This window comes from Ruegeria sp. HKCCD7251 (assembly GCF_013031165.1).
Taxonomy (GTDB): domain Bacteria; phylum Pseudomonadota; class Alphaproteobacteria; order Rhodobacterales; family Rhodobacteraceae; genus Ruegeria.
The window spans coordinates 724,671-746,277 of record NZ_WPZC01000001.1; the positions used below are offsets into that span (position 1 = coordinate 724,671).

18 protein-coding genes and 1 tRNA gene are annotated in these 21,607 nt (G+C 56.0%); 14 read left to right on the top strand and 5 right to left on the bottom strand.

The genetic code is table 11. The annotated features are described in order from the left end of the window. Nucleotides 1-110: 110 nt before the first annotated feature. A complete protein-coding gene (locus tag GOX75_RS03525) occupies nucleotides 111-1,781 on the bottom strand; it encodes an ABC transporter substrate-binding protein (protein WP_171121213.1) in 1,671 nt (556 codons plus the stop codon). A 327-nt stretch (nucleotides 1,782-2,108) separates the two neighbouring features. Next, nucleotides 2,109-3,002, bottom strand: coding sequence for a tRNA (adenosine(37)-N6)-dimethylallyltransferase MiaA (gene miaA, locus GOX75_RS03530; RefSeq protein WP_171121214.1), 894 nt, complete (start codon nucleotides 3,000-3,002; stop codon nucleotides 2,109-2,111). A 96-nt stretch (nucleotides 3,003-3,098) separates the two neighbouring features. Between miaA and pyrH the strand changes: the two genes are divergently transcribed. The 9 genes from pyrH (at nucleotide 3,099) to GOX75_RS03575 (ending at nucleotide 13,392) form a co-directional block, all read left to right on the top strand. Further along, nucleotides 3,099-3,851, top strand: coding sequence for a UMP kinase (gene pyrH / locus GOX75_RS03535; RefSeq protein WP_171121215.1), 753 nt, complete (start codon nucleotides 3,099-3,101; stop codon nucleotides 3,849-3,851). 240 nt (nucleotides 3,852-4,091) lie between these two features. Beyond that, on the top strand, nucleotides 4,092-5,318 hold the full coding sequence (locus GOX75_RS03540; protein ID WP_171121216.1) for an aminotransferase class V-fold PLP-dependent enzyme: 1,227 nt from the start codon (nucleotides 4,092-4,094) through the stop codon (nucleotides 5,316-5,318). Nucleotides 5,319-5,363: 45 nt separating this feature from the next. Beyond that, nucleotides 5,364-6,788 carry a deoxyribodipyrimidine photo-lyase gene (locus GOX75_RS03545; protein WP_171121217.1) on the top strand — a complete coding sequence of 475 codons (1,425 nt, stop codon included), beginning with the start codon at nucleotides 5,364-5,366 and terminating at the stop codon, nucleotides 6,786-6,788. Between the two features lie 69 nt (nucleotides 6,789-6,857). Next, nucleotides 6,858-8,066: a cyclopropane-fatty-acyl-phospholipid synthase family protein gene (locus tag GOX75_RS03550; protein WP_171121218.1), complete on the top strand. Its 1,209-nt coding sequence runs from the start codon at nucleotides 6,858-6,860 to the stop codon at nucleotides 8,064-8,066. Nucleotides 8,067-8,082: 16 nt separating this feature from the next. Continuing rightward, complete coding sequence (locus tag GOX75_RS03555; RefSeq protein WP_171121219.1) at nucleotides 8,083-8,523, top strand: TrgA family protein; 441 nt, start codon at nucleotides 8,083-8,085, stop codon at nucleotides 8,521-8,523. Nucleotides 8,524-8,551: 28 nt separating this feature from the next. Then, the gene (locus GOX75_RS03560; protein ID WP_171121220.1) at nucleotides 8,552-9,667 is read left to right on the top strand and encodes an NUDIX domain-containing protein; all 1,116 of its coding nucleotides are present in this window, start codon (nucleotides 8,552-8,554) and stop codon (nucleotides 9,665-9,667) included. A 69-nt stretch (nucleotides 9,668-9,736) separates the two neighbouring features. Beyond that, nucleotides 9,737-10,771: a cysteine synthase A gene (locus GOX75_RS03565; protein ID WP_171121221.1), complete on the top strand. Its 1,035-nt coding sequence runs from the start codon at nucleotides 9,737-9,739 to the stop codon at nucleotides 10,769-10,771. Next, complete coding sequence (locus GOX75_RS03570; protein ID WP_254428683.1) at nucleotides 10,771-13,212, top strand: DUF3772 domain-containing protein; 2,442 nt, start codon at nucleotides 10,771-10,773, stop codon at nucleotides 13,210-13,212. Before GOX75_RS03565 ends, GOX75_RS03570 begins: the two co-directional genes overlap by 1 nt. 90 nt (nucleotides 13,213-13,302) lie before the next feature. Next, nucleotides 13,303-13,392 (top strand) — tRNA-Ser (locus tag GOX75_RS03575). Between the two features lie 6 nt (nucleotides 13,393-13,398). On the opposite strand, the gene nadC is transcribed toward GOX75_RS03575, so the two are convergent. The 3 genes from nadC to nadA are packed head-to-tail and all read right to left on the bottom strand — an operon-like array spanning nucleotide 13,399 to nucleotide 16,870. Then, nucleotides 13,399-14,247, bottom strand: a complete 849-nt coding sequence (nadC, locus tag GOX75_RS03580; protein WP_171121223.1) for a carboxylating nicotinate-nucleotide diphosphorylase — start codon at nucleotides 14,245-14,247, stop codon at nucleotides 13,399-13,401. Beyond that, entirely contained in the window at nucleotides 14,244-15,809 is a 1,566-nt protein-coding gene (locus GOX75_RS03585; protein WP_171121224.1) for an L-aspartate oxidase, read from the bottom strand. The genes nadC and GOX75_RS03585 overlap by 4 nt, the downstream gene beginning before the upstream one ends. Nucleotides 15,810-15,817: 8 nt before the next feature. Further along, complete coding sequence (gene nadA, locus GOX75_RS03590) at nucleotides 15,818-16,870, bottom strand: quinolinate synthase NadA (protein ID WP_171121225.1); 1,053 nt, start codon at nucleotides 16,868-16,870, stop codon at nucleotides 15,818-15,820. Between the two features lie 458 nt (nucleotides 16,871-17,328). On the opposite strand from nadA, the gene GOX75_RS03595 reads away from it, so the two are divergent. The 5 genes from GOX75_RS03595 to GOX75_RS03615 all read left to right on the top strand — a co-directional run bounded on the left by GOX75_RS03595 (nucleotide 17,329) and on the right by GOX75_RS03615 (nucleotide 21,570). After that, entirely contained in the window at nucleotides 17,329-18,288 is a 960-nt protein-coding gene (locus GOX75_RS03595; protein WP_171121226.1) for a glycosyltransferase family 2 protein, read from the top strand. Beyond that, nucleotides 18,285-18,671: a GtrA family protein gene (locus GOX75_RS03600; RefSeq protein WP_171121227.1), complete on the top strand. Its 387-nt coding sequence runs from the start codon at nucleotides 18,285-18,287 to the stop codon at nucleotides 18,669-18,671. Before GOX75_RS03595 ends, GOX75_RS03600 begins: the two co-directional genes overlap by 4 nt. A 9-nt stretch (nucleotides 18,672-18,680) precedes the next feature. Further along, nucleotides 18,681-19,427, top strand: coding sequence for a methyltransferase domain-containing protein (locus GOX75_RS03605; RefSeq protein ID WP_171121228.1), 747 nt, complete (start codon nucleotides 18,681-18,683; stop codon nucleotides 19,425-19,427). Continuing rightward, entirely contained in the window at nucleotides 19,427-20,836 is a 1,410-nt protein-coding gene (locus tag GOX75_RS03610) for a hypothetical protein (protein WP_171121229.1), read from the top strand. The genes GOX75_RS03605 and GOX75_RS03610 overlap by 1 nt, the downstream gene beginning before the upstream one ends. Nucleotides 20,837-20,967: 131 nt before the next feature. Next, a complete protein-coding gene (locus GOX75_RS03615) occupies nucleotides 20,968-21,570 on the top strand; it encodes a YrbL family protein (RefSeq protein WP_171121230.1) in 603 nt (200 codons plus the stop codon). Nucleotides 21,571-21,607: the final 37 nt, after the last annotated feature.

Consider the following 21,607-nt stretch of genomic DNA (forward strand, 5'->3'; position numbering starts at 1 on the left):
TGGTAGGCTAGCGTGTCGGTGGTTTTACCGCACGCATCGCTGTTTTTCTGGTCGCCGTGGTCAGGACGAAAAGGCCGCCCCCGGTAGGCGCGGCCTTGTGTTTTTTTGGCTTAGGAAACGATGCCGAACTTATACAGCTGCGGCAGATCCGCGATGTGCTTTTCGACGCCCACCATGTTGTCACGGTGGTGGCGCATTGCGGTCCTCCAGTATGGCTGGATGACGACGCCTTCGTCGATCATGATCGCTTGCAGCTTGGCCATCACTTCGCGGCGCTGGTCGACATCCGCGATCGAGTTTGCCTCGGCCAGCAGCGTATCGAACTCGTCATTGGCAAAGCCGGACTCGTTCCAGGCCACCCCGGACTTGTAAGCCAAAGCCAGAACCTGCGTGCCGAGCGGACGGTGGTTCCAGTTGGTCGACGAGTAGGGGTACTTGGTCCAGTCGTTCCAGAAGGTCGAGCCGGGCAGGATCGTATGCTTGGCTTTGATGCCCGCGTCGTTAAGCTGCGCGACGACGGCCGCTGTGGTGTTGCGACGCCAGTCATCGTCAATGGACTGAACTTCATGCTCAAAGTCGCCCATGCCCGCTTCGTCCATCAGGGCTTTCGCCGCTGCAGGATCATACGGGATGCGGGTTACAGCCGAGTCGTGCTCGGGGTGCATCGGGCCAACGTGGCAGTTGTCGGCGGGAATGCCGTAACCTGACATCCCAAGTTCCAGACAGACTTCGTTATCGACCGCCATGGCCAGAGCCTGACGGACACGCTTGTCGCCGTAGATCTTGTTACCGTTCTCATCCTCGGCCAACTGGTTGGGACGAATTACGATGGTAAAGCCCGACGGGATTTCCGAACGCACAAGACCGATGCTGTCAAAGATATCGACAAACTCGCCGACCGACTCCCAGTTCATGTCGATCTCTTCGGCCTCATAAGCAGCCAGGAATGCCGCAGGGTCGGTGCCGTAGTCGATGAACTCGATCCGGTCGATGTAGCCGCCTTTGCCGGCCTCATAGCCCCACCATTCGAATTCTTCGTTGCGTACAAGAACACCTTTGACGCCAACTTCGTGGCTTTCTGGGATCATGAAGCCCGTGCCGACAGGGTTGGCCAGCATGTTATTTGCGTCAAAGCTACTGTGCACGATAGCCGCCGGATAGTCGGCCATGCCCGGAATGATCGTGATGTCCGGGGCGCTGCATTTCAGCTTAACGGTATGAGTGTCGACAACAGTGATGGCCCCGTCTGCGGCTTTCTGGGTGCTCTCATCTACAAGCGATGCCATGCGTGACGCCATCGAGTTACCCTCGAGCCCTGCGTCACACCAGCCTTCGATGTTGCGCGCAACGTCTTCGGCGGTGAAGTCGTCGCCGTTGTTCCACTTGACGCCCTTGCGGACATTCAGCGTGTACTCGGTCGCGTCATCGTTTGCTTCCCAGCTTTCCAGCAGCATGGGCTTGAACGAGCCGTCATTGTTGTATTCGACCAGATATTCCAGCCAGCCTGCGGTGAAGGTGGCAATCTGTGTCCAGTCATAGGTGCGCGGGTCTTTCAGGGCGCGCACTTCCATCTGATAGCGAATAGTACCGCCACGCTGGGGTTCTTGGGCTGCCGCAGGTGACTGTAGGCCAATCATGCCATAAGCGGCCGGAACGGCGACCCCCAATGCAGTTGCGCGCGCCATGAATTCGCGCCGACTAAGTTTACCGTCCCGATACTCTTGCGCATGCATTTCTGCCGCCCAGTGCATCGGTGCTCCGGTGATTGTTTGGTTTTCCATTTATGTCTCTCCCTGTGACATAGTATTTTTATTGATAGAGTTTCGAACAGCTCAGACCCGAACACGTCGGGCAGCAGGTTCTCGGGTTTTTGTTTTTCGGAATTTGAACACCCCCATGGGGACATTCGGCACCAGAATTTAAATCAGGTCAATGTTCGAAATCGTCATTCGAGGTACAAAAGCGACATCGGTGGCCAGAGTTTGTTAGCAACAATGTCCGGTTAACGTGCGCCGTTGTACCTCTTTGGCTGCGTCAGCAGCGGAGATTCGGGGAAATTTGAGGGGCCGTTGGAAACGCAGATCTTGGAGTTCAGCCTGCACAAGGTATCACTTTGAGAAATCTACCCGATTCCAGTTTTTCATTCTTGCGCGAAACCACGTCCGCTGCCGCTTGGCAAACTGCCGGGTCGAGATAGTTGCGCGCTCACGGGCATCCTGCAACGACATATGACCTTCAAGGTAGGCCATAAGCTCGGGTACGCCGATGGCTTTACAGGCTGGAAGCGTGGGATCGTACTTGTCGCGCATCGCTTCCACTTCCTCAAGCGCGCCAGTGTCCAGCATCATGTCAAAACGCCGCGTGATCCTGTCCAGAAGCCATTGTTTGTCCACGTCAAAGACGATGGGTACGGTGTCGTGTAGCCGTAGTATCGGGGGTGGTGTGTCGGCCTGCCAGTCGCGCAGGCTTCGGCCCGTGGACCGCTGCACTTCCCAGGCACGCTGAACACGGGCACGGTTCTGCGTGTCGATGCCCGCCAAAGTTTCGGCGTCGACCCCATCCATAAGGGTGGACAAGTCCAGCCTGTCCGCCTCGGCCCGCACATCGGCGGGCGTGGCTGGAATATCTGCCATACCTTCGGTGAGGGCCGAGAAATACAACCCGGTCCCACCTACGATGATCGGGCGTTGACCGTCCGCCAATATCGGTTTGACGTCGCGCAGCCAGTGACCCGTTGAATAGTCCTGATCGAATGCGACATGGCCGTATAACACGTGCGGTGCGCGCGCCTCCTCTTCGACTGAGGGACGGGCCGAGATAACGCGCCAGCAGTCATATACCTGACTGGCATCCGCATTGACGATGACGCCGCCGAACTGTTCGGCGATCTCTAACGCAAGGGCGGATTTTCCAGACGCCGTCGGGCCTGCGATCAGCACCGGAACACCATCCGGAATCTTGGGCAGGCGACCCAGGGTCTGCAGAGTTTTGCCATTGGTCATCCCGGCACGCCTCATTCCTTACCATCCGCATTGAACCCGCCGAGGTTTTGCTTCATTTTGCGCCGGAATTAAACCCGTGCCAGCCCGGAGCGCAACATGAGCCATTCCCCGACAACCAACACAGTTGAACCCCCTAAAACAAAGTACAAGCGCGTGATGCTGAAGATATCCGGCGAGGCACTGATGGGGGATCAAGGCTTTGGCCTGCATCCACCGACCGTTCAGCGTATCGCGCAAGAAGTGAAATCGGTTCACGATCTAGGCGTCGAAATCTGCATGGTCATTGGCGGCGGCAACATTTTCCGCGGCCTAAGCGGTTCGGCACAGGGGATGGAACGCACGACCGCTGATTATATGGGAATGCTGGCGACCGTGATGAACGCGCTTGGGATGCAGTCCGCCTTGGAAGAGGTCGGCGTATTTACCCGCGTTATCTCGGCCATTCGGATGGATGAGGTCTGTGAGCCCTACATCCGCCGCCGCGCCGTGCGTCACCTTGAGAAAAAGCGGGTTTGTATTTTTGCGGCCGGAACCGGAAACCCTTATTTCACCACCGACACCGCCGCGACGCTACGCGCCAACGAAATGGCGTGCGAGGCGATCTTCATGGGCAAAAACGGTGTCGATGGCGTGTATGACAAAGACCCCAAAGAACACTCAGATGCCGTGCGCTATGACACGGTGACCTATGACGATGTACTGGCCAAGCGACTGCGGGTGATGGATGCATCGGCCATCGCGCTTGCACGGGATAACAACTTGCCGCTGATCGTTTTTGGTTTGGATGAGCCGGGCGGCTTTCGCGGTATTCTTGCGGGCGAGGGGACCTACACCAAGGTTCAGGGCTAATTTATCCAATTCACGTTGCAAAGCCGGGTCTAAACGCCCGGCTTTTTTTGTCGTGAAGGAGGGCCCGCTTGACGATTAACGGTGTTCTGGGCAATTTGGCCCCGTCCTTGTGATCAGCAAGGGCTGCCGGTGTTTCCAAAGCACAGGCTGGGCTGGAAGACCTGCCATGATTTTCGAGGGGACCGAAATCATGCGCGGGCTCCTCATGGATTTAAGTGCATGATCAAGGAGGCCCGTGCCATGAGCACTCTGGATATCAACTTTGTTCGGTCACAGTTTCCGGCGTTTTCCGAACCTAGCCTGCAGGGGCAGGCGTTTTTTGAGAATGCAGGCGGTTCTTACACCTGCAAACCGGTTCTCGACAGGCTGAGCCGATATTATACCCAACGCAAGGTTCAACCTTATGGTCCCTATGAAGCCAGCCGATTGGCGGGGGAAGAAATGGACGAGGCCCGCAGCCGGATGGCGACCATACTGGGCGTTGAAACTGATGAACTCAGTTTTGGCCCGTCGACCACTCAAAACACCTATGTTCTGGCACAGGCATTTCGCCAGTGGATGAAGCCGGGCGACGCCATTGTCGTGACCAATCAGGATCACGAGGCGAATTCAGGTCCTTGGCGGCGGCTTGCGGATGAAGGCATTGAGGTCCGCGAATGGCAGATCGACCCCGAGACCGGGTCGCTGAACCCGCACGATCTTGAACACTTGCTGGATGAAAAGGTGCGTCTGGTTTGTTTCCCCCACTGTTCGAACGTGATCGGTGAGATCAATCCGGTTACCGAAATCACGGCCATCGCACATGCGGCGGGCGCTTTCGTTTGCGTCGACGGTGTTTCATACGCGCCGCACGGGTTTCCGAATGTCGGAGACCTTGGGCCGGATATTTACCTGTTTTCCGCCTACAAAACCTATGGACCGCATCAGGGCTGCATGGTGATCCGGAAATCTCTTGGAGAACTGCTGCCCAATCAGGCGCATTATTTCAACGCGGATGTGCTGTATAAACGATTTACGCCCGCTGGCCCCGACCATGCGCAAATCGCGGCGAGCGCAGGTATGGCGGATTATGTCGACCTTCTGTGTGACCATCACAACGGGCCGGATGGCGACGCCACTGAACGCGGTGCCTTTGTACATGACCTCATGCGCGGGCAGGAAGTGGCCTTGCTTCAGCCGGTTCTGGACGCAGTCAAGGATCGGAATGCCGTTCGGCTGATCGGAACCTCCGATGCCACTCGGCGCGCGCCGACGGTGGCACTGGCTCTTACGCGCAACGCCGAGTCGGTGGCGGCTGATCTCGTGAAATACGGTATCATGGCAGGCGGGGGCGACTTCTATGCAGTGCGGCCATTGAAGGCGATGGGGGTTGATCTAACCCAAGGCGTGCTGCGCGTCAGCTTTACGCACTACACCTCTCAACAGGAAATTGATCAATTATTGAATGCACTTGACGCTGTTTTGTGATCCACTTTCAGCCCTGTTTCGTAGATCGAAGAAAACAGGGCAAAAATGGAAAACGAGCGGCCACCGATTATTGTTTGGTTCCGACGGGATTTGCGCCTGTCGGACCATCCCGCGCTGACGGCTGCGGTTGCCTCAGGGCGGTCGGTCATTCCCTTATTTATTCTGGACGATCAGGCCGAAGCACTCGGGGCTGCACCCAAATGGCGTTTGGGATTGGGCGTAGATACGCTGGCGCGAGCGCTGAACAGTTTGGGCAGTCGTTTGGTTCTGCGTCGCGGGCGCGCTCTTGCGGTTCTGCAAGATATTATCGCGCAGACAGGGGCAACAGCCGTACACTGGACGAGGGCATATGATCCCGATGCAATTACTCGGGACACGGATGTAAAGTCGCGATTGTCAGAGCAGGGCATCGAGGCAAAGTCTTTCACCGGTCATCTGCTGTTCGAGCCTTGGACCGTTGCGACCAAAGCGGGTCAGCCGTTCCGCGTTTTCACACCAATGTGGCGGGCAGTACGGGTTCGGGACGTCGCGCCGCCTGAACCTGCGCCTGCAACGTTGCGGGGTCCGCAGAGTTGGCCGGATTCAGACGATCTGTCAGAGTGGAATTTGGCCCAAGGTATGAACCGTGGGGCGACAATCGTGGCCCCTTATGTGCAGGCAGGCGAAGCCGCAGCGTTCGAAGCGCTTCAAGGCTTTCTGGACCGGATTGCGCATTATTCTGAAAACAGGGATCGGCTGGATCGTGATGCAACGTCCAATCTGTCTGAATATCTGTCTTTGGGGGAAATAAGCCCGCGCTCCGTTTGGCACGCCGTTCAAAACGCGGCGATGACTGGAGTGTCAGGGACCGATGCCTTCTTGCGCCAGCTTGTGTGGAGAGAGTTCGCTTACCACCTGATGTTCCATACGCCACACCTGTTGGCAGAGAATTGGAAACCAGAGTGGGAGATGTTTCCGTGGAATACGGACGCCACTCGCCCCGAGGTGATTGCTTGGCAAACGGCCAGAACCGGAATTCCGGTTATAGATGCCGCGATGCGCCAGATGTACGTCACGGGCCGGATGCATAACCGGGCACGGATGATAACATCCAGTTACCTGACCAAGCATTTGATGACGCATTGGAAAATTGGGATGCAATGGTTTGCTGACTGTCTGATCGACTGGGACCCAGCCTGTAACGCGATGGGCTGGCAGTGGGTTGCAGGCTCGGGGCCTGATGCCTCTCCGTTTTTCCGTATCTTTAACCCTCTGACTCAGCAGGAAAAATTCGATCCGAGCGGGGAGTATGTGCGCCGTTGGATTGCCGAAGGGCAGCCAACGCCACCCGTGACGGCGTGTGCGTATTTTGACGCCGTTCCACGTTCTTGGGGCATCTCTGAGACCGATTTGTATCCCAACCCGATTGTTGAATTGCCTGCCGGTCGCGCACGTGCACTTGCGGCTTATGAAGGCCTAAAAAACCACTAAGGAACTGAAAACTTGCCAGAAACACAAACTCGCCCTAGCCTTAAACAACAACCGCATAGGGGAAAGCGGATGATCCATACGACAACAGAAGGGCAAAAGGGCCTGCCGAGGTATTTCGCGCAAGTTCTGAAAATGCTGAACAAGATGGAATCCGGGCGGCTTGATATCGCTCTGCCGGATGGCCGCATTTTTCGAACCGAGGGCGCCAAGCCCGGACCGGTCGCACGGGTGGACATTCACAACCCCGACGTTTTCGCGCGACTGATCCGCGAAGGAGAGCTGGGTTTTTCCGACGCCTATCTGGAAGGAGACTGGAGCACCCCAGACCTGCGGTCCTTCATGGATCTTGTGCATTTGGGCACTGAAACGGTCTATGACGACTTTACCGGCAAGTTCCTTGTTCAGACCTATGAACGTTTACGGTTCTGGTTGCATGGCAATAGCCGGAAACAGGCAAAGAAGAACATCTCGTACCACTATGATTTGGGCAATGATTTCTATGCCTTATGGCTGGATGATACGATGACCTATTCCAGCGCCTTGTTTGAGACGGGGCAGGAAAGTCTCGAAAACGCGCAGACGGCGAAATACGCCAGTCTAGTTGATGAAATGGGCGCAAAGCCGGGTGATCATATTCTTGAAATTGGCTGCGGCTGGGGCGGATTCGCGGAATACGCTGCGAAAGAGCGTGGCTTGCGGGTCACAGGGCTGACGATTAGCCAAGAGCAGTTGAAGTTTGCCAGGCAAAGAATTGAAAAAGCCGGGCTTTCTGATTTGGTCGAGTTCAAGCTTCAGGACTATCGCGACGAGCGGGGCCAATACGATGGCATCGCGTCGATTGAAATGTTCGAAGCGGTTGGGCAGAAATATTGGCCAGCATATTTCGAAACTGTGAGAGAGCGCCTTAAACCAGGCGCGCAGGCGACATTGCAGATCATTACCGTGGCTGATCATCGGTGGGACGTCTACCGAAATGGTGTTGATTTCATTCAGAAATATATCTTTCCGGGTGGAATGCTTCCGGCACCTTCGGTGTTGAAAGAGCAGGTCACGCAAGCCGGGCTGAACGTCGTGACATCAAAGGAATTTGGCAAGAGCTATGATCTGACCCTGCGACGCTGGTACGAGACATTCAACGACAAATGGGATGTCATTTCAGAAATGGGATTTGATGAGCGTTTTCGCCGCATGTGGAATTATTATTTGACCGCCTGCGGCGCAGCCTTTGACACCGGCAATTGCGATGTGACACAGATTACCGTAGCAAAACCAGCATAGTTAACGGATCTGCCCAATGCCCAGTGCCTCACGTCTTATTGCCGCCATCTGTCTATTGGTGGTGGCATTTCTCGTGTCGAGCATGATCATCGAGAATGGGGAAGAGGGTAAAGATTACGGCGCTTTCACCTTTGTTAACATGGTTTTGGGCGTTGTTTGTGGCTGGACCGTCATGGGTAAGCGCGCGGGCAAAGGATGGACTGCGGCGATCAATAACGGCATGACGGGAATTGCCACTTTGGTTTTCTGGGGGCTGTTCCTTCAAGGCTGTTACGAAATGTTCAGTCTGGCGATGCGCCACAGATACAATGGCCCATTCGAAGCCCTGTTGGCGATTTTCCAGATCGGTATTGAGTATGGTCAATTGCTTCTGACGTCCGAAATCCTGCTGACCTTGGCTATCGGTGGGGTGGTGGCAGGCCTTGCCACAGAAGAGGCCAGCCGCCGCTGGCGATAAATTCCTGTCTGCAAACGAGACTTCTTCTTTGTCTAATCTCTTTTTCTACGGAACGCTCAGATACCTGCCATTGTTGGATTTGGTATTGGGTCGTCCATTGTCACGTCTTGAGGTAAAGCAGGCTGCTTTACCGGGGCACGCAGTGTACAGCGTAGATGGGCAGCCATTTCCGATGATCGTCAAAGAAAAATCCGGCCAAGCAGACGGTCTGCTGGTGCAAGGGCTGGGTCCAGAAGACCTGCGGCGTCTGGTGTTTTATGAAGGCGGGTTCGATTATGACCTGAGCCCGCAAACGATCCATTTGGAAGACGGTTCGCAAACGCAGGCAAGCGTCTTTTTCCCCGAACCCGATCTGTGGTTTCCCGGCGACCGCTGGTCCTTGCAAGCTTGGATCGATCAGTGGGGGGAGTTGTCGATCGCCGCAGCTCAGGAGGTTATGAGCTTTTACGGTCGGATGGATGCCAAAGCGGTCGCACGCTGCTTTCCGTCGATCCGAACCCGGGCGTGGGCGCGAATGGCCGCGCGGCGTCGACAGACCGGTGATCTGCGCGATGTTGGGTCAGATGTCGTTCTGCATCAGCATGAACGGGCGTACCTAAGCTATTTCGGCATGAACGAGATTCGATTGCAGCACCGCCAGCATGACGGAACCATGGGGCCGGTCCTGAATCGCAGCGCCTTGATGCAGGGCAGCGCTGTCGTGGTGTTGCCCTATGATCCTGCAAGGGACACGGTCCTGCTGGTGGAGCAGTTCCGAGCCCCGGTTTACTTGATTGACGATCCCGAACCCTGGATGTGGGAGCCGGTGGCAGGAATGATTGACCCCAGAGAATCCCCCGCGCAGGCGGCGCAGCGAGAAGTGCTTGAAGAGGCGCAAGTAGACCTGAGCAGCTTGGAATATGTAGGGGGTGCTTATTCCTCAAGCGGGTCGTCAACCGAGTACATTCACCTTTATGTCGGACTGGCCGATCTGACCAAGACAGTTGAAAACGGTGGGGTCGCTTCGGAAGGCGAGGATATTCGCACTCAAATTCTGCCATTTGCCGAGTTCATGGACCGTGTGGACAACAATGGGTTCAAGGACTTACCCCTGTTGATGTTGGCCAATTGGCTGGCGCGTCACAAGAACCGTTTGCGGGCATAGTTATCGCGGCTTGTGGTTGTCGCGCGTCGACTGTAAATCTTCGTTGATATGTAAAGAAAAGAGGGTGCCATGCGCATTGCACGAGACCTTGCTGACGCAGTAGGAAAAACGCCGTTGATCCGGCTGAAACGCATCAGCGAAGAAACCGGGTGTGAAATCCTTGGCAAGGCCGAGTTCATGAACCCCGGCCAATCGGTCAAGGACCGCGCAGCGTTTTATATAATCAAGGACGCCATCGCGCGGGGTGAGCTGAAGCCCGGCGGAACCATTGTCGAAGGCACCGCAGGAAACACCGGAATCGGCCTTGCGCTGGTTGGGGCATCGATGGGGTTCAAGACCGTGATCGTGATCCCGGAAACCCAGTCCGAAGAAAAGAAGGACATGCTGCGGCTTGCCGGGGCGCAACTGGTGCAGGTTCCCGCCGCGCCTTACCGCAACCCCAATAACTTTGTGCATTACTCGCGCCGACTGGCCGAGGAACTGGCGCAGACCGAACCCAATGGTGCGATCTGGGCCAACCAGTTCGACAATGTGGCAAACCGTCAGGCGCATGTGGAAACCACTGGCCCAGAGATCTGGGAGCAAACCGGCGGCAAGGTTGACGGTTTTGTAAGCGCCGTGGGCTCCGGTGGGACTTTGGCAGGCGTCGCGGATGCTTTGCAGCCTAAAGGGGTCAAGATCGGCCTGGTCGATCCGATGGGCGCGGGGCTTTATTCCTATTACACTACCGGTGAAATCGCGATGGAGGGCAGCTCGATCGCCGAAGGGATCGGTCAGGTGCGCATCACCAAGAACCTTGAGGGTTTCAAGCCCGACTATGCCTATCAGATGACAGATAACGAGGCGCTGCCCTACATCTTTAGTTTGCTGCGCGAGGAAGGTCTGGTCATGGGCGGCTCGACCGCAATCAACATGGCCGGTGCCGTGCGTCTGGCCAAGGATCTTGGGCCGGGCCATACCATTGTGACGATCCTCTGCGACTATGGCACACGCTATCAGTCCAAACTGTTCAACCCGGAATTCCTGCGTGAAAAAGAGCTGCCGGTGCCTGATTGGATGACCGAAGCCCCCCGCAGCATTCCTGGCGTGTTCGAGGACGTATGATGCCGCGGCAGGTCCGCCTGTTTCTTGCCCTTGTAACGGTTTGTTTGGCCGTTTGGGGCGGCCCTGTTGCCGCCCAACTGACCGACCGGCAAAGTGAGTATTACCAGGGCTGGATCAGCACGGCGGACCGGGCCGAAGCGGTAATCGAAGCGAACCGCGCTTCGAATGCTGCTTTGGAGAACCTGCGTTCTGAAATCAACGAGTACCGAGAGGTCTTTAATCGCGCGCGGGATGCGAATACTGAACGTATTCAGACGCTGGAAAGTCAACTCAAGGCATTGGGGCCAGAACCTGAGGGTGACGCCTCTGAACCCGAAGACATTGCGACGATCCGTGCGCATCTGGAAGAACAGCTCAACAGCCTTCGGGTGCCGCGTGTTGTATCCGAAGAGGCGTATAGCAGGGCCAACGGGCTTATCAGTGAAATAGACCAGATTATCCGGCACCGTCAGACCAAAGAGTTGTTGGAACGAGGTCCGTCGCCTCTTAATCCTACATATTGGGCACCTGCCTGGGTGGACGTGAAAGAAGCCGCCCGTGGCTTGATCAATGAAATAACCGAAAACCTGAGAACGGATGTCGCCCGCGAGCAAATGAGAGAGCGCGGGTTGGGGATATTTGTCCTTTTGGTCATATCGGCGGTGTTGCTGATTTTCGGGCGGCACTGGTCGGAAAAGGGCGGTGATTACCTGCGGAAGTTAGGGGGCTCTGGCACGGGCGTCTGGACTTTTGTGATATCCCTGTTGCGGATCATCTTGCCGTGGTTGGGCGTCCTAGCCGCAGTTGTCGCAATTAACCTGACCGGGGTGTTGGGTGTGCGGGGCACCTTGCTGCTTGAGGAAGTGCCATACTGGGCCGGAATTATCTTCTTTTATGACTGGATCGGGCGGCAAGTATACCTGATGGGGCAGGCCAGAGGGTTCAAGCGTCTGTCCGCTGCCAGGATCAAGGAACTTCGCGTCTATATTGATCTGCTGGCTGCGATGCTCATCCTTCATGAACTGGCCGTCTTGTTCGAGCAGATCGAAAATATCTCGGATTCCACGCGTGCAGTAGTTAGTTTTCCTGTCATCGTGGCCACGGCTTTGTTGCTGCTTCGGGTGCGCCATATCCGGACCAATGACGCGCAACCAGACGAGGCCGAAGCCCCAAGTGTAGCTCGGGCGGCAGGCTTCAGCCAACTGGTCGAATTCCTGCGGCGCGCCTTGTTGCTTCTGGGTATTGCGACACCTGTTCTGGCCGTCTTCGGGTATACAAATGCGGCCGAAGCCATAGTCTTTCCCGCAGTAAAAACGCTGGTTCTGATTGCTGCGTTGGTCATTTTTCAGCGCTTCATTACGCAGGTCTACGGCTGGATCACGGGGCAGGGCGAAGCTGTCTGGGATTCGCTGTTTTCGGTTCTGGTCGGTTTCGCGTTGGCTATCTTTGCTTTGCCGATCCTTGCCCTTTACTGGGGGGCGCGTCAGACCGATTTGCTTGAAGCTTGGTCACGTCTGTTGCTGGGTTTTGATATCGGCGGAGTGACGATATCGCCAAGCAACTTCTTCGTCTTCGTGATTGTGTTCCTGATCGGATACGGCCTGACCCGAATGCTGCAAGGCGGATTGCGCAATTCTTTGCTGCCAAAGACAAGCATTGACCCCGGCGGTCAGAACGCGATCGTTTCCGGCACCGGGTATATCGGAATTTTTCTGGCCGCGCTGGTTGCCATTATGGTTGCCGGGTTCGATTTGTCCTCGCTGGCAATTGTCGCCGGTGCCTTGTCCGTTGGGATCGGTTTCGGGTTGCAGACCATCGTCTCGAATTTCGTGTCTGGGATCATCCTGCTGGTCGAACGTCCGATTTCAAAAGGGGATTGGATCGACGTTAACGGGATGATGGGCTACGTGCGCGACATCTCGGTCCGGTCTACGCGGATTGAGACGTTTGATCGTACGGATGTGATCGTTCCCAATTCTGACCTGATCAGCGGCGTTGTAACCAACTATACGCGCGGCAATACCATCGGGCGTGTCATTGTTCCGGTTGGCGTCGCTTATGGGACGGATACCAAACTGGTTGAAAAGATACTGGGCGAAGTCGCCAATGCGCACCCAATGGTTTTGGCCAATCCCGCGCCCAGTGTCGTGTTTCAGGGATTTGGTGCGGATTCGTTGGATTTTGAGATCCGGGCCATCCTGCGCGACGTGAACTGGGTGCTTTCGGTAAAATCGGACATGAATCACGAGATTAACCGGCGCTTTGCCGACGAAGGTATCGAGATTCCGTTCGCCCAACGCGACGTCTGGCTGCGTAATCCGGAGACGCTTAGGGAATCGTCAGCCGCGCCTACGCCTGAACCGGCAAATGAGGCGGGGGACACCCCGACCGACACAGACAAATCTTCCCCGATCGAGATGACCGAGGCGGATATGCCCGACAGCGACGGGGATGAGGTCTGAGGCCGGTTTAAGCGCGATCCGAAAAGGTTGAATTTTCGCTATATTCGGGCCTTGCAAATCCCCAAGCGATAGTCCAAATATCGCGCCCACGGAGAGGTGGCCGAGTGGTCGAAGGCGCACGCCTGGAAAGTGTGTAGGCGGGAAACCGTCTCCAGGGTTCGAATCCCTGTCTCTCCGCCATTCACCCTAAAAATCCAGACCCAGATCGATTGTCCTGTAGGAATGCGTCAGCGCCCCGGATGAGATGTAGTCGACGCCCGTTGCTGCGATCGCGGCCACGGTTTCTTTGGTCACGTTGCCAGAGGCTTCGGTTGTGATTTGCCCGTTTGCCATCGAAACCGCTTTGGACAGCATGTCTGGGGTCATGTTGTCTAACAAGACGACATCCGCACCTCCAACCGCAAGCACGTCTTCCAGTTGTTCCAAATGGTCCACTTCGATTTCAACCTTCATCATGTGGGACGCACGCGCCTTGGTTGCTTCGAGGACCGCCCGAACGCCTCCGGCGGCGGCGATGTGGTTGTCCTTAATCAGAATTGCGTCGGACAATGAAAAGCGGTGATTAAAGCCGCCGCCGTGCAGTACGGCCTGTTTTTCGACGATACGCAGGCCGGGCGTTGTCTTGCGGGTGCAGGTGATACGCGTATTGGTGCCCTTGGTTTCTGCGACCAGAGAGGCAGTCGCCGTAGCCACCCCCGTTAGGCGTCCGGCAAAGTTCAACGCCACACGTTCACCAGACAGGATCGAGGCTGCATTGCCGCGTATCTCCATCAGGGTCTCGCCCTTGGCGCAGCGTTGACCATCTTGCACGTGGCGAACGATCTCAAGCGCAGGGTCGACTAGACGAAAGGCAAGCTCGGCTACTTGCATGCCGGAAACCACCGCGTCTTCACGCGCGTTTAGCCGAGCAGAGTAGGTTGTTTCTGGCGGTATGACCGTTAACGAGGTGACATCGCCGTTGGATCCCAAATCCTCCATCAAAGCCGCGCGGACAACCGGTTCTAGGATTAGATCGGGTAGGGCAGGAACGGTCATACGTTTTCCTTTGTGTATTTGTCTCGAAACGCCAGCGCCTGTTCAAGCGTCAGCATTGATCGTTGTCCGGGGTCGGAATGCGTCTGTGGAAAATCCGACCTGTAGTGTGCGCCGCGACTTTCTTCTCGCATCAAAGCCGCCGCCGCGATCAGTGTCGCGGTCGCCGTCATATTGAGAAATGCCGGTGAGTTTTGGTTTTCGGCTTCGAGCAGAGCTATGCGGCTCAACGCTTGGCGCAAACCTGTTCCCGTGCGAACGACGCCGACCAGATCCATCATGATCCCGCGCAGCTCTGCCGTGGCTTGCAAGATCGCTGTTTGGCAACTGGGCGCAAACTTTAGATCTACCGGTTCGGCATCGTCACAAGTGACATGCTTTGCAATGTCCCGCGCGCAGGTGCACGCAAATACCAACGCCTCTAGCAATCCGTTTGAAGCGAGCCGGTTTGCCCCATGCAGCCCGGTCGAGGCCGCCTCACCACAAACCCAAAGCCCGCCCAATGTGCTGCGCCCGGACAGGTCTGCCGCAACGCCACCCATATGATAATGCGCTGCGGCCGTGACAGGTATGGGCGACAGCACAGGATCGACGCCATTGCGACGACAGGCTTCAGTAACTGCGGGGAACTGCGACGCGATGTCGACGCCGATGGCCTGCCGCGTATCCAGCGCAGGTTGCAGGCCGGACTGGGTTTGCAGAAAGACCGCGCGGGCAACAATGTCCCTAGGCGCGAGCTCTCCATCCGGATGCAGTTCAGGCATAAACCTGTGCCCGGTCTTGTCGATCAATACCGCACCCTCGCCGCGCAGGGCTTCGGTGGCCAGTGGGCAGGGGTCTTCGCCGACATTGATCGCCGTTGGGTGGAACTGAACGAATTCTGCATCTGCAATTTTCGCTCCGGCTCGCGCCGCCATGCCTATGCCCTGACCTCGGATACGGGTGGGGTTGGTTGTTTGCGCGTAAAGCCCGGCGGACCCACCAGTTGCCAATACATAAGCCGCCCCGTGCAACGCAATCGAGGGCGTATCTGATCCATTCGCCGGGGTCAGGTAGACGCCCTGAACCTGCTGGCCATCACTGTCAAAGCCGATGGCCTGCACCCCTTCAATTACTTGGATCGACGGCGTCGCACGTAGTGCGGTGACCAATGCGCGCATGATTTCCGCACCCGCTTGATCGCCCTTTACACGGACGACCCGGGCGGCCGAGTGGGCGGCCTCGCGGGATTGAACAAAGGCCCCGTCGCTGGTTCGGTCAAAGTCGGTGCCAAGATTTGACAGGTCAAGAATATGATCCGGCGCGGCGCGCGTGACGAAATCGGCTACCTCTTGCAGAACCGAACCGGCCCCTGCGCGCACTGTATCTTCGGCATGAGCCTCAGGGCTGTCAGTTTCGGCCATCGCAGCGGCGACCCCCCCCTGCGCCCAGGCCGAGCTGGCGCCGGTCCCCAGCGCCTCGGGCGAGATCATCACGACGGGTCGCGGTGCCAGTTTCAGCGCGGCGTAGACGGCGGCCAATCCAGCGCCGATGATCACCACGCGCTTGGTGCTGACGTGTTGCATCCGCCCGGTCAGATACCCAGTTTGCGCGAAAGGTCTATCATCCGCTGAACTGACAAGCGGGCTTTGTCGGCCACATCTGCTTCAACTTCGACCTGTCCGGTCATGGTATCCAGCGCATAAAGCACTTTTTCGAGGGTGATTTTCTTCATGTATGGGCACATGTTGCAAGGACCCACAAATTCGACCTCGGGCAGTTCGTCCGCAATGTTTGAAGCCATGGAACATTCGGTGATCAGCAGCGCTTTTTCGGGTTTTTCATCCGTGACGTATTTAATGATGCCGCTGGTCGAGCCCGAGAAATCTGCCTCGGCCACCACGTCGGGGGGGCATTCCGGATGCGCGATCAGTCGGGTGCCCGGGTTCCATTCGCGGAAGTCCCGCAGGTCGCTGGCCGAGTATTGTTCGTGAACGATGCACGATCCTTCCCACCAGACAATGTTCTTTTGTGGAACGTCCCGTGCCACGTTCTGCGCCAAGTACTGATCAGGGGTCATGATGATGGTGTCGCTGTCCAGTGCCGCAACGATCTGTGCCGCGTTAGACGATGTGCAGCAGATGTCAGAGGCCGCTTTGACCTCGGCCGTGGTGTTGACGTAAGACACCACCGGTGCACCGGGATAACGACGGCGCATTTCGGCCACGCCGTCCGCCGTTATGGATTCGGCCAAAGAACACCCAGCTTCCATATCGGGCATTAAAACCGTCTTGTCCGGGCTAAGGATTTTGGATGTTTCGGCCATGAAATGCACACCGCATTGCACGATCACGTCCGCTTCGACCTCGGTTGCCTTGATCGCCAGTTGCAGGCTGTCGCCGCCGAAATCCGAGATGCCGTGATAAATCTCGGGCGTCATGTAGTTGTGGCCAAGGACAACTGCATTGCGTTCGGCCTTTAGGTCGTTGATCGCTTTGACATAAGGCGCATAGATCGCCCAATCCATCGGCGAAACGACGCGGGACATGCGCGCATAGATGTCTTCCATGCTAGCTGCCAGTTCCGCTGAGGGGCTAAGGTCGTACTTTTCGGAAAGATGCGCACGCTGCGCAGGTAGGTCGAACACGGGTCTGATATCTGCCTGTTTTACACTCGCGGCACTGAATATGTGATTTGAAAGTGATTGACCACCGCTCCGCTGGGAAGAATGTTCCAAAATTCCCGGCATCCACGGAACTATATTGTTTTCGTGTGGGATTTTTCTGTTCTATGAGTGCATTTGCCGCGCAAGGCACCGAATTTCGACAGCTTTCCGTCCTTTGTCGCAAGATTGGCGCAATGCTGCCACAAGGGGTGGCAATAACTCCGGTATTGCATCATTGGGTTGGTCGTTGGCGACTGACCCCAAGGATGTGTCGCGGCGGTAACTACGGTTTGGAAACTGGAACTTACCGATTAGCGAAATGTGACAGTTGAGATATCAAGGGCAGCGACCCAAAACGAGAAAAAACCAAAGCGACGTGTTCTAGAAAAAGCGATCCCATCGCAAATAATCGAGCAGGACAGTTCGCGTTCGGAGGTTAAATGTTATTGTCTGTAGTCGTTCCTTGTATGAACGAAGAGGACTCTGTGCCGATGCTGGTCGAGCGTCTGGTCGCGGCAACTGATCCCTGGTCCACTGACCGGGAGATCGTGCTGGTGGATGATGGCTCTACCGATGGCACGTGGGACGAAATCTGCAAGCAGAGCGAAAGCCACGCAGGTGTTCGCGGCATAAAGCTGTCAACGAACCGTGGGCACCAAGTCGCTTTGACGGCGGGTTTGATGGCGGCCAAGGGGCAGCGGATTTTCATGCTGGACGCCGATTTGCAGGACCCGCCCGAACTGCTGCAAGATATGATGGCCATGATGGATCGCGGGTATGACGTGGTCTATGGGCGCCGCAGCGAACGCAAGGGCGAGAGCTGGCTCAAGAAGATGACCGCGCATGGGTTTTACCGGGTGCTGAATCGGCTGTCGGATGTGCCTATTCCCAACGATACGGGTGATTTCCGTTTAGTGAGCCGCCGCGCATTGGATGCGGTTTTGGATATGCCCGAGCGGTCCCGGTTCATCCGGGGAATGTTCGCTTGGGCTGGGTTCAAGCAGATTGGCATTGAATATGTTCGCGACCCGCGCGTGGCGGGTGAGACCAAGTACCCGATGTCCAAGATGATCCGTCTTGCGTTTGATGCCTTGTCCAGCTTCTCGATCAAGCCCTTGCAGATGGCCACCCGGCTGGCCTTTCTGACCTTGCTCATCGCCGCATTGATGGCTGTATACGTGTTCTGGTCACTGATCTTGTACAGCACGGTTGCTGGTTGGGCGTCGACCGTTTTGGTCATCAGCTTCTTTTCAGGCATTCAGTTGCTGACCCTTGGCATTATCGGAGAATACCTTGGACGGCTTTATGTCGAAGCAAAGGGGCGGCCCTTGTTCTTTGTGGATGAACAGGTTGGCAATGGTGTCGAAACTCTGTCCGAGAGAGCGCAGAAGACGTCATGAGTAAACCCAAACGCATATTTCGGTTTGCAGTGGTCGGAACCGGTGTCGCCGCATACTATTTTGTCACGTATCTTGGCCTGCTGCAGATATTCAATTCCCCTTGGATCGCAAACCTGCTGGCATTCGGGTCTGCAATCCTTATCCAGTATGTTGGCCAAACCGCTTGGACGTTTGGTAGGCCAGTGGTCGCGCCGGGTCAGTTTGGCCGCTTTTTGTGCATGATCGCGATCGGCTTAGTCGTTTCCTCGATGATAACGGGCATCCTTGCACCTAGGCTGGCCCTTGCCGAACCGGTCGCCGCCGGTTTGGTCGTAGTTGTTCTTCCCATCATAAATTTCGTGATCCTGCGTTTGTGGGTCTATCGCGAAGAAAGCTCAATTTAGAGAGTGGTCATGTCGCATATCTATTCCAACGAGTTCTTTGACTACATCGACCGTGGAGCGCGAAGCTCGGCTGTTCGACTGATCGAAACGCTTCAATCCCATGTCAAACCAGACAGTGTCGTGGATTTTGGGTGTGGGCGCGGCGTCTGGTTGTCAGAATGGGCAGCCGCCGGGTGTCAGGATGTTGCAGGTGTGGATGGCGATTATGTCGATCGCGAGACATTGGCCATTCCAAAGGACTGCTTTTTTGGCAAAGACCTGAGTCAGCCTGTCGATTTGGGCCGTAAGTTTGGGTTGGCGCAATCGCTGGAAGTAGGCGAGCATTTGCCCCACGAGGCATCGGCCAGCCTGGTTCAAAGCCTAACAACGCATAGCGATCTGGTTCTGTTCTCAGCCGCCGTGCCGGGGCAGGGTGGTGAGTTCCACATCAATGAACAGCCTTTGTCGTTCTGGCAGGGACTGTTCGCTGAGCAGGGCTATGCGGCCTATGACTGTCTGCGCCCCATTTTGTTCGACGATGCCTCGATCGAACCCTGGTATCGCTATAACAGCGTCCTTTACGCAAACGAAGCTGGCGCCGCGACGCTTCCGGCAGAGGTTCTGTCGACCGAAGTGAAACCGGGCGCGTTGAAAGAGGTGGGCACGTTCGGCTGGAATTTGCGGAAAATGATCGTTCGCAGATTGCCACAAACGGCGGTCACCAAAATAGCACAGGTCCGCGCATCCGTCATCGCGCGCTCGCACCGGAGCCAGTGATGAACGTAAGACCTCTGTGGCAGGACCTATTGCGCCTGTGGTTGCTGGCTTTTGCGGCTTTGCTGGTGATTTACGGGCCGCTGGTTATTGATCCGCTTGTGCGCCACGATGACTTCCCCGCACTGCTGGGGCAAAAATTTATGGCCCATCGAAAAGCCTTGGATGAAGGGCGGTGGCTGAATTATTGGTGGCAGTTCAGGCCGTTTCTGTGGTCTTCGCCGGTTAGCTTTGCCTTATACCTGATGGCCTGGGCCACATTTTCCGCCTGTACATCAATCACGATGCTCGGGCGCGAGGCACCTGGATGGTACAAGGGTTATTTTGCGCTGTTTGTCGCGCTTTCTATCCCGGCATTCATGATCGCATTTTGGTTTAACACGCTACTGCCAGGCGTTTGGATCATTACTTTTTATGCGTTGGGCGTCGTGTTCCTGCCGCATCGGGTTTCGGTCGCATTGCTGATCGTCGCGGTGCCGTTGTCCTTTATGGCCTATACAACTTATCCGTTCCTTTTGATGGCCTTGGCGATGATGTCCTACAAGGCGCCGAAAACATACAAGAGCATGGCGATTACTCTGTTCGTGTTCTTTTTCAGCCTCGGTGTAGGTATGCTGTCCGTTTACAGTCTGAATTACATCTATCACGGTGTTTTTGGCATACCGATTGCCGACTGGCGCGCCCCGTCCGAGGTCCAATCAACCGAGGATCTGATAAGGAACCTCGGTAAGTTGCGCATCTATCTTCAAACGACGATTAGACAGCTTGGAGGCGGAGCGGCTGGCAGTGGCGTTGTGCTACTGGCATTCTTCGCTATCGGTTGGGGCATATTGTTCCGCTCTCAGCGTTTCGTTGCCATTACGGTGTTGGTTGCGATGTTGGCGGGTCTTGTACCGTTGCTTGGCAAATCGCTGATGTCGGGTGTTTTTGTCCCGGCCCGTGCATTTGGCTGGATTTGGCTATTGCTTGGGTTCACCTTTACCGCCGCGACTTTGCATCTGTCGTTAACGCCGGGAAGGGTGGCAAGTATCGCCCGGATCACCATTATGTACGTTCTGCTGATCAAGATCATTCTTTTTGGACGTGCGACATATGTCAGGGTTCCGCCATGGCAAGAAGCCACTCGGGACTTGGCTTCAGCGATACCTGACACCACTGAAACCGTGTATATCTATGGGCACTATCTTGGCCTGACTGGTGCAGGACCCGCCGGCATTCAGTTCCCCCGAGGTTTGAGGTTGCGTCTGGTTTATCTCACAGGTTTAGACGTCGTTATATGTGATGAGACACCCGACGAATGTGCTGACGTCGAGCCGCCGATTGATCCACGGGGTTGGACGCATATCCCAATTATAGAGTCCGAAGGTAATCAAACCTTCATGCTGATGCCTTACCCGCCGATCGGACCGTAGTCGGCGCGCATTTTGCTCATGCCGAAAAAAGCAATTTGTAACACTTAGGAGAAGGATTTATGAACGGGTTTCAGTTTAGCATTTAATCCAGTGGCGGGATGTTCGGCTTCTGGCCCTAGATAGCAGGCAAAATGATAGATCTGAGCGAATTGAAACCCTTGCGCAAAAGCCGCAACTACCTGATTTTTCAGCACCCCGAAAATGACAAGGCTTTGCTGAAGGTCAGGGTAGATGAGCCTGTCCGCAACCACCTTATCCCTCGATACGCCGAATGGCGTTATGGGAACCTGCGGCAATGGAACCGTGAGGCAAACGAATATCTGGCGGCGCTGCATCGTGGCCGCCCCGAGATTGAGCGTTTGGCGCGTTTTATGGGCTATGCTCCGACCTCGTTGGGGCCGGCAATTGTGGTCGAGAAACTGACAGGCCCGGATGGTGATCTTGCACCGACGCTACATAAGGAACGGTTGGGCCTAAGGAATGATCCCGAAGGGTTGGAACGTCTACGCCAGGAATTCATGGGTCTTCTGGATGATCTCGAAAAAGGCCGCATCATCGTTGGAGACATGAGCTATGAAAACATAGTGCGTGCACAAGAACGGGGTGGAAAACTGACTATCATCGACGGTCTGGGAGAGAGGGTTTTGTTCCCGCTTGCCTTAATCAGCGACTGGGCGTTTCGCTTGTCGATTCAACGGCGTCGCGATCGTTTGGGTGGCGGCTTCAGGTTTTGACCAAGCGGGTCTGAGATTTCACTAAGTCTTGAAAGCG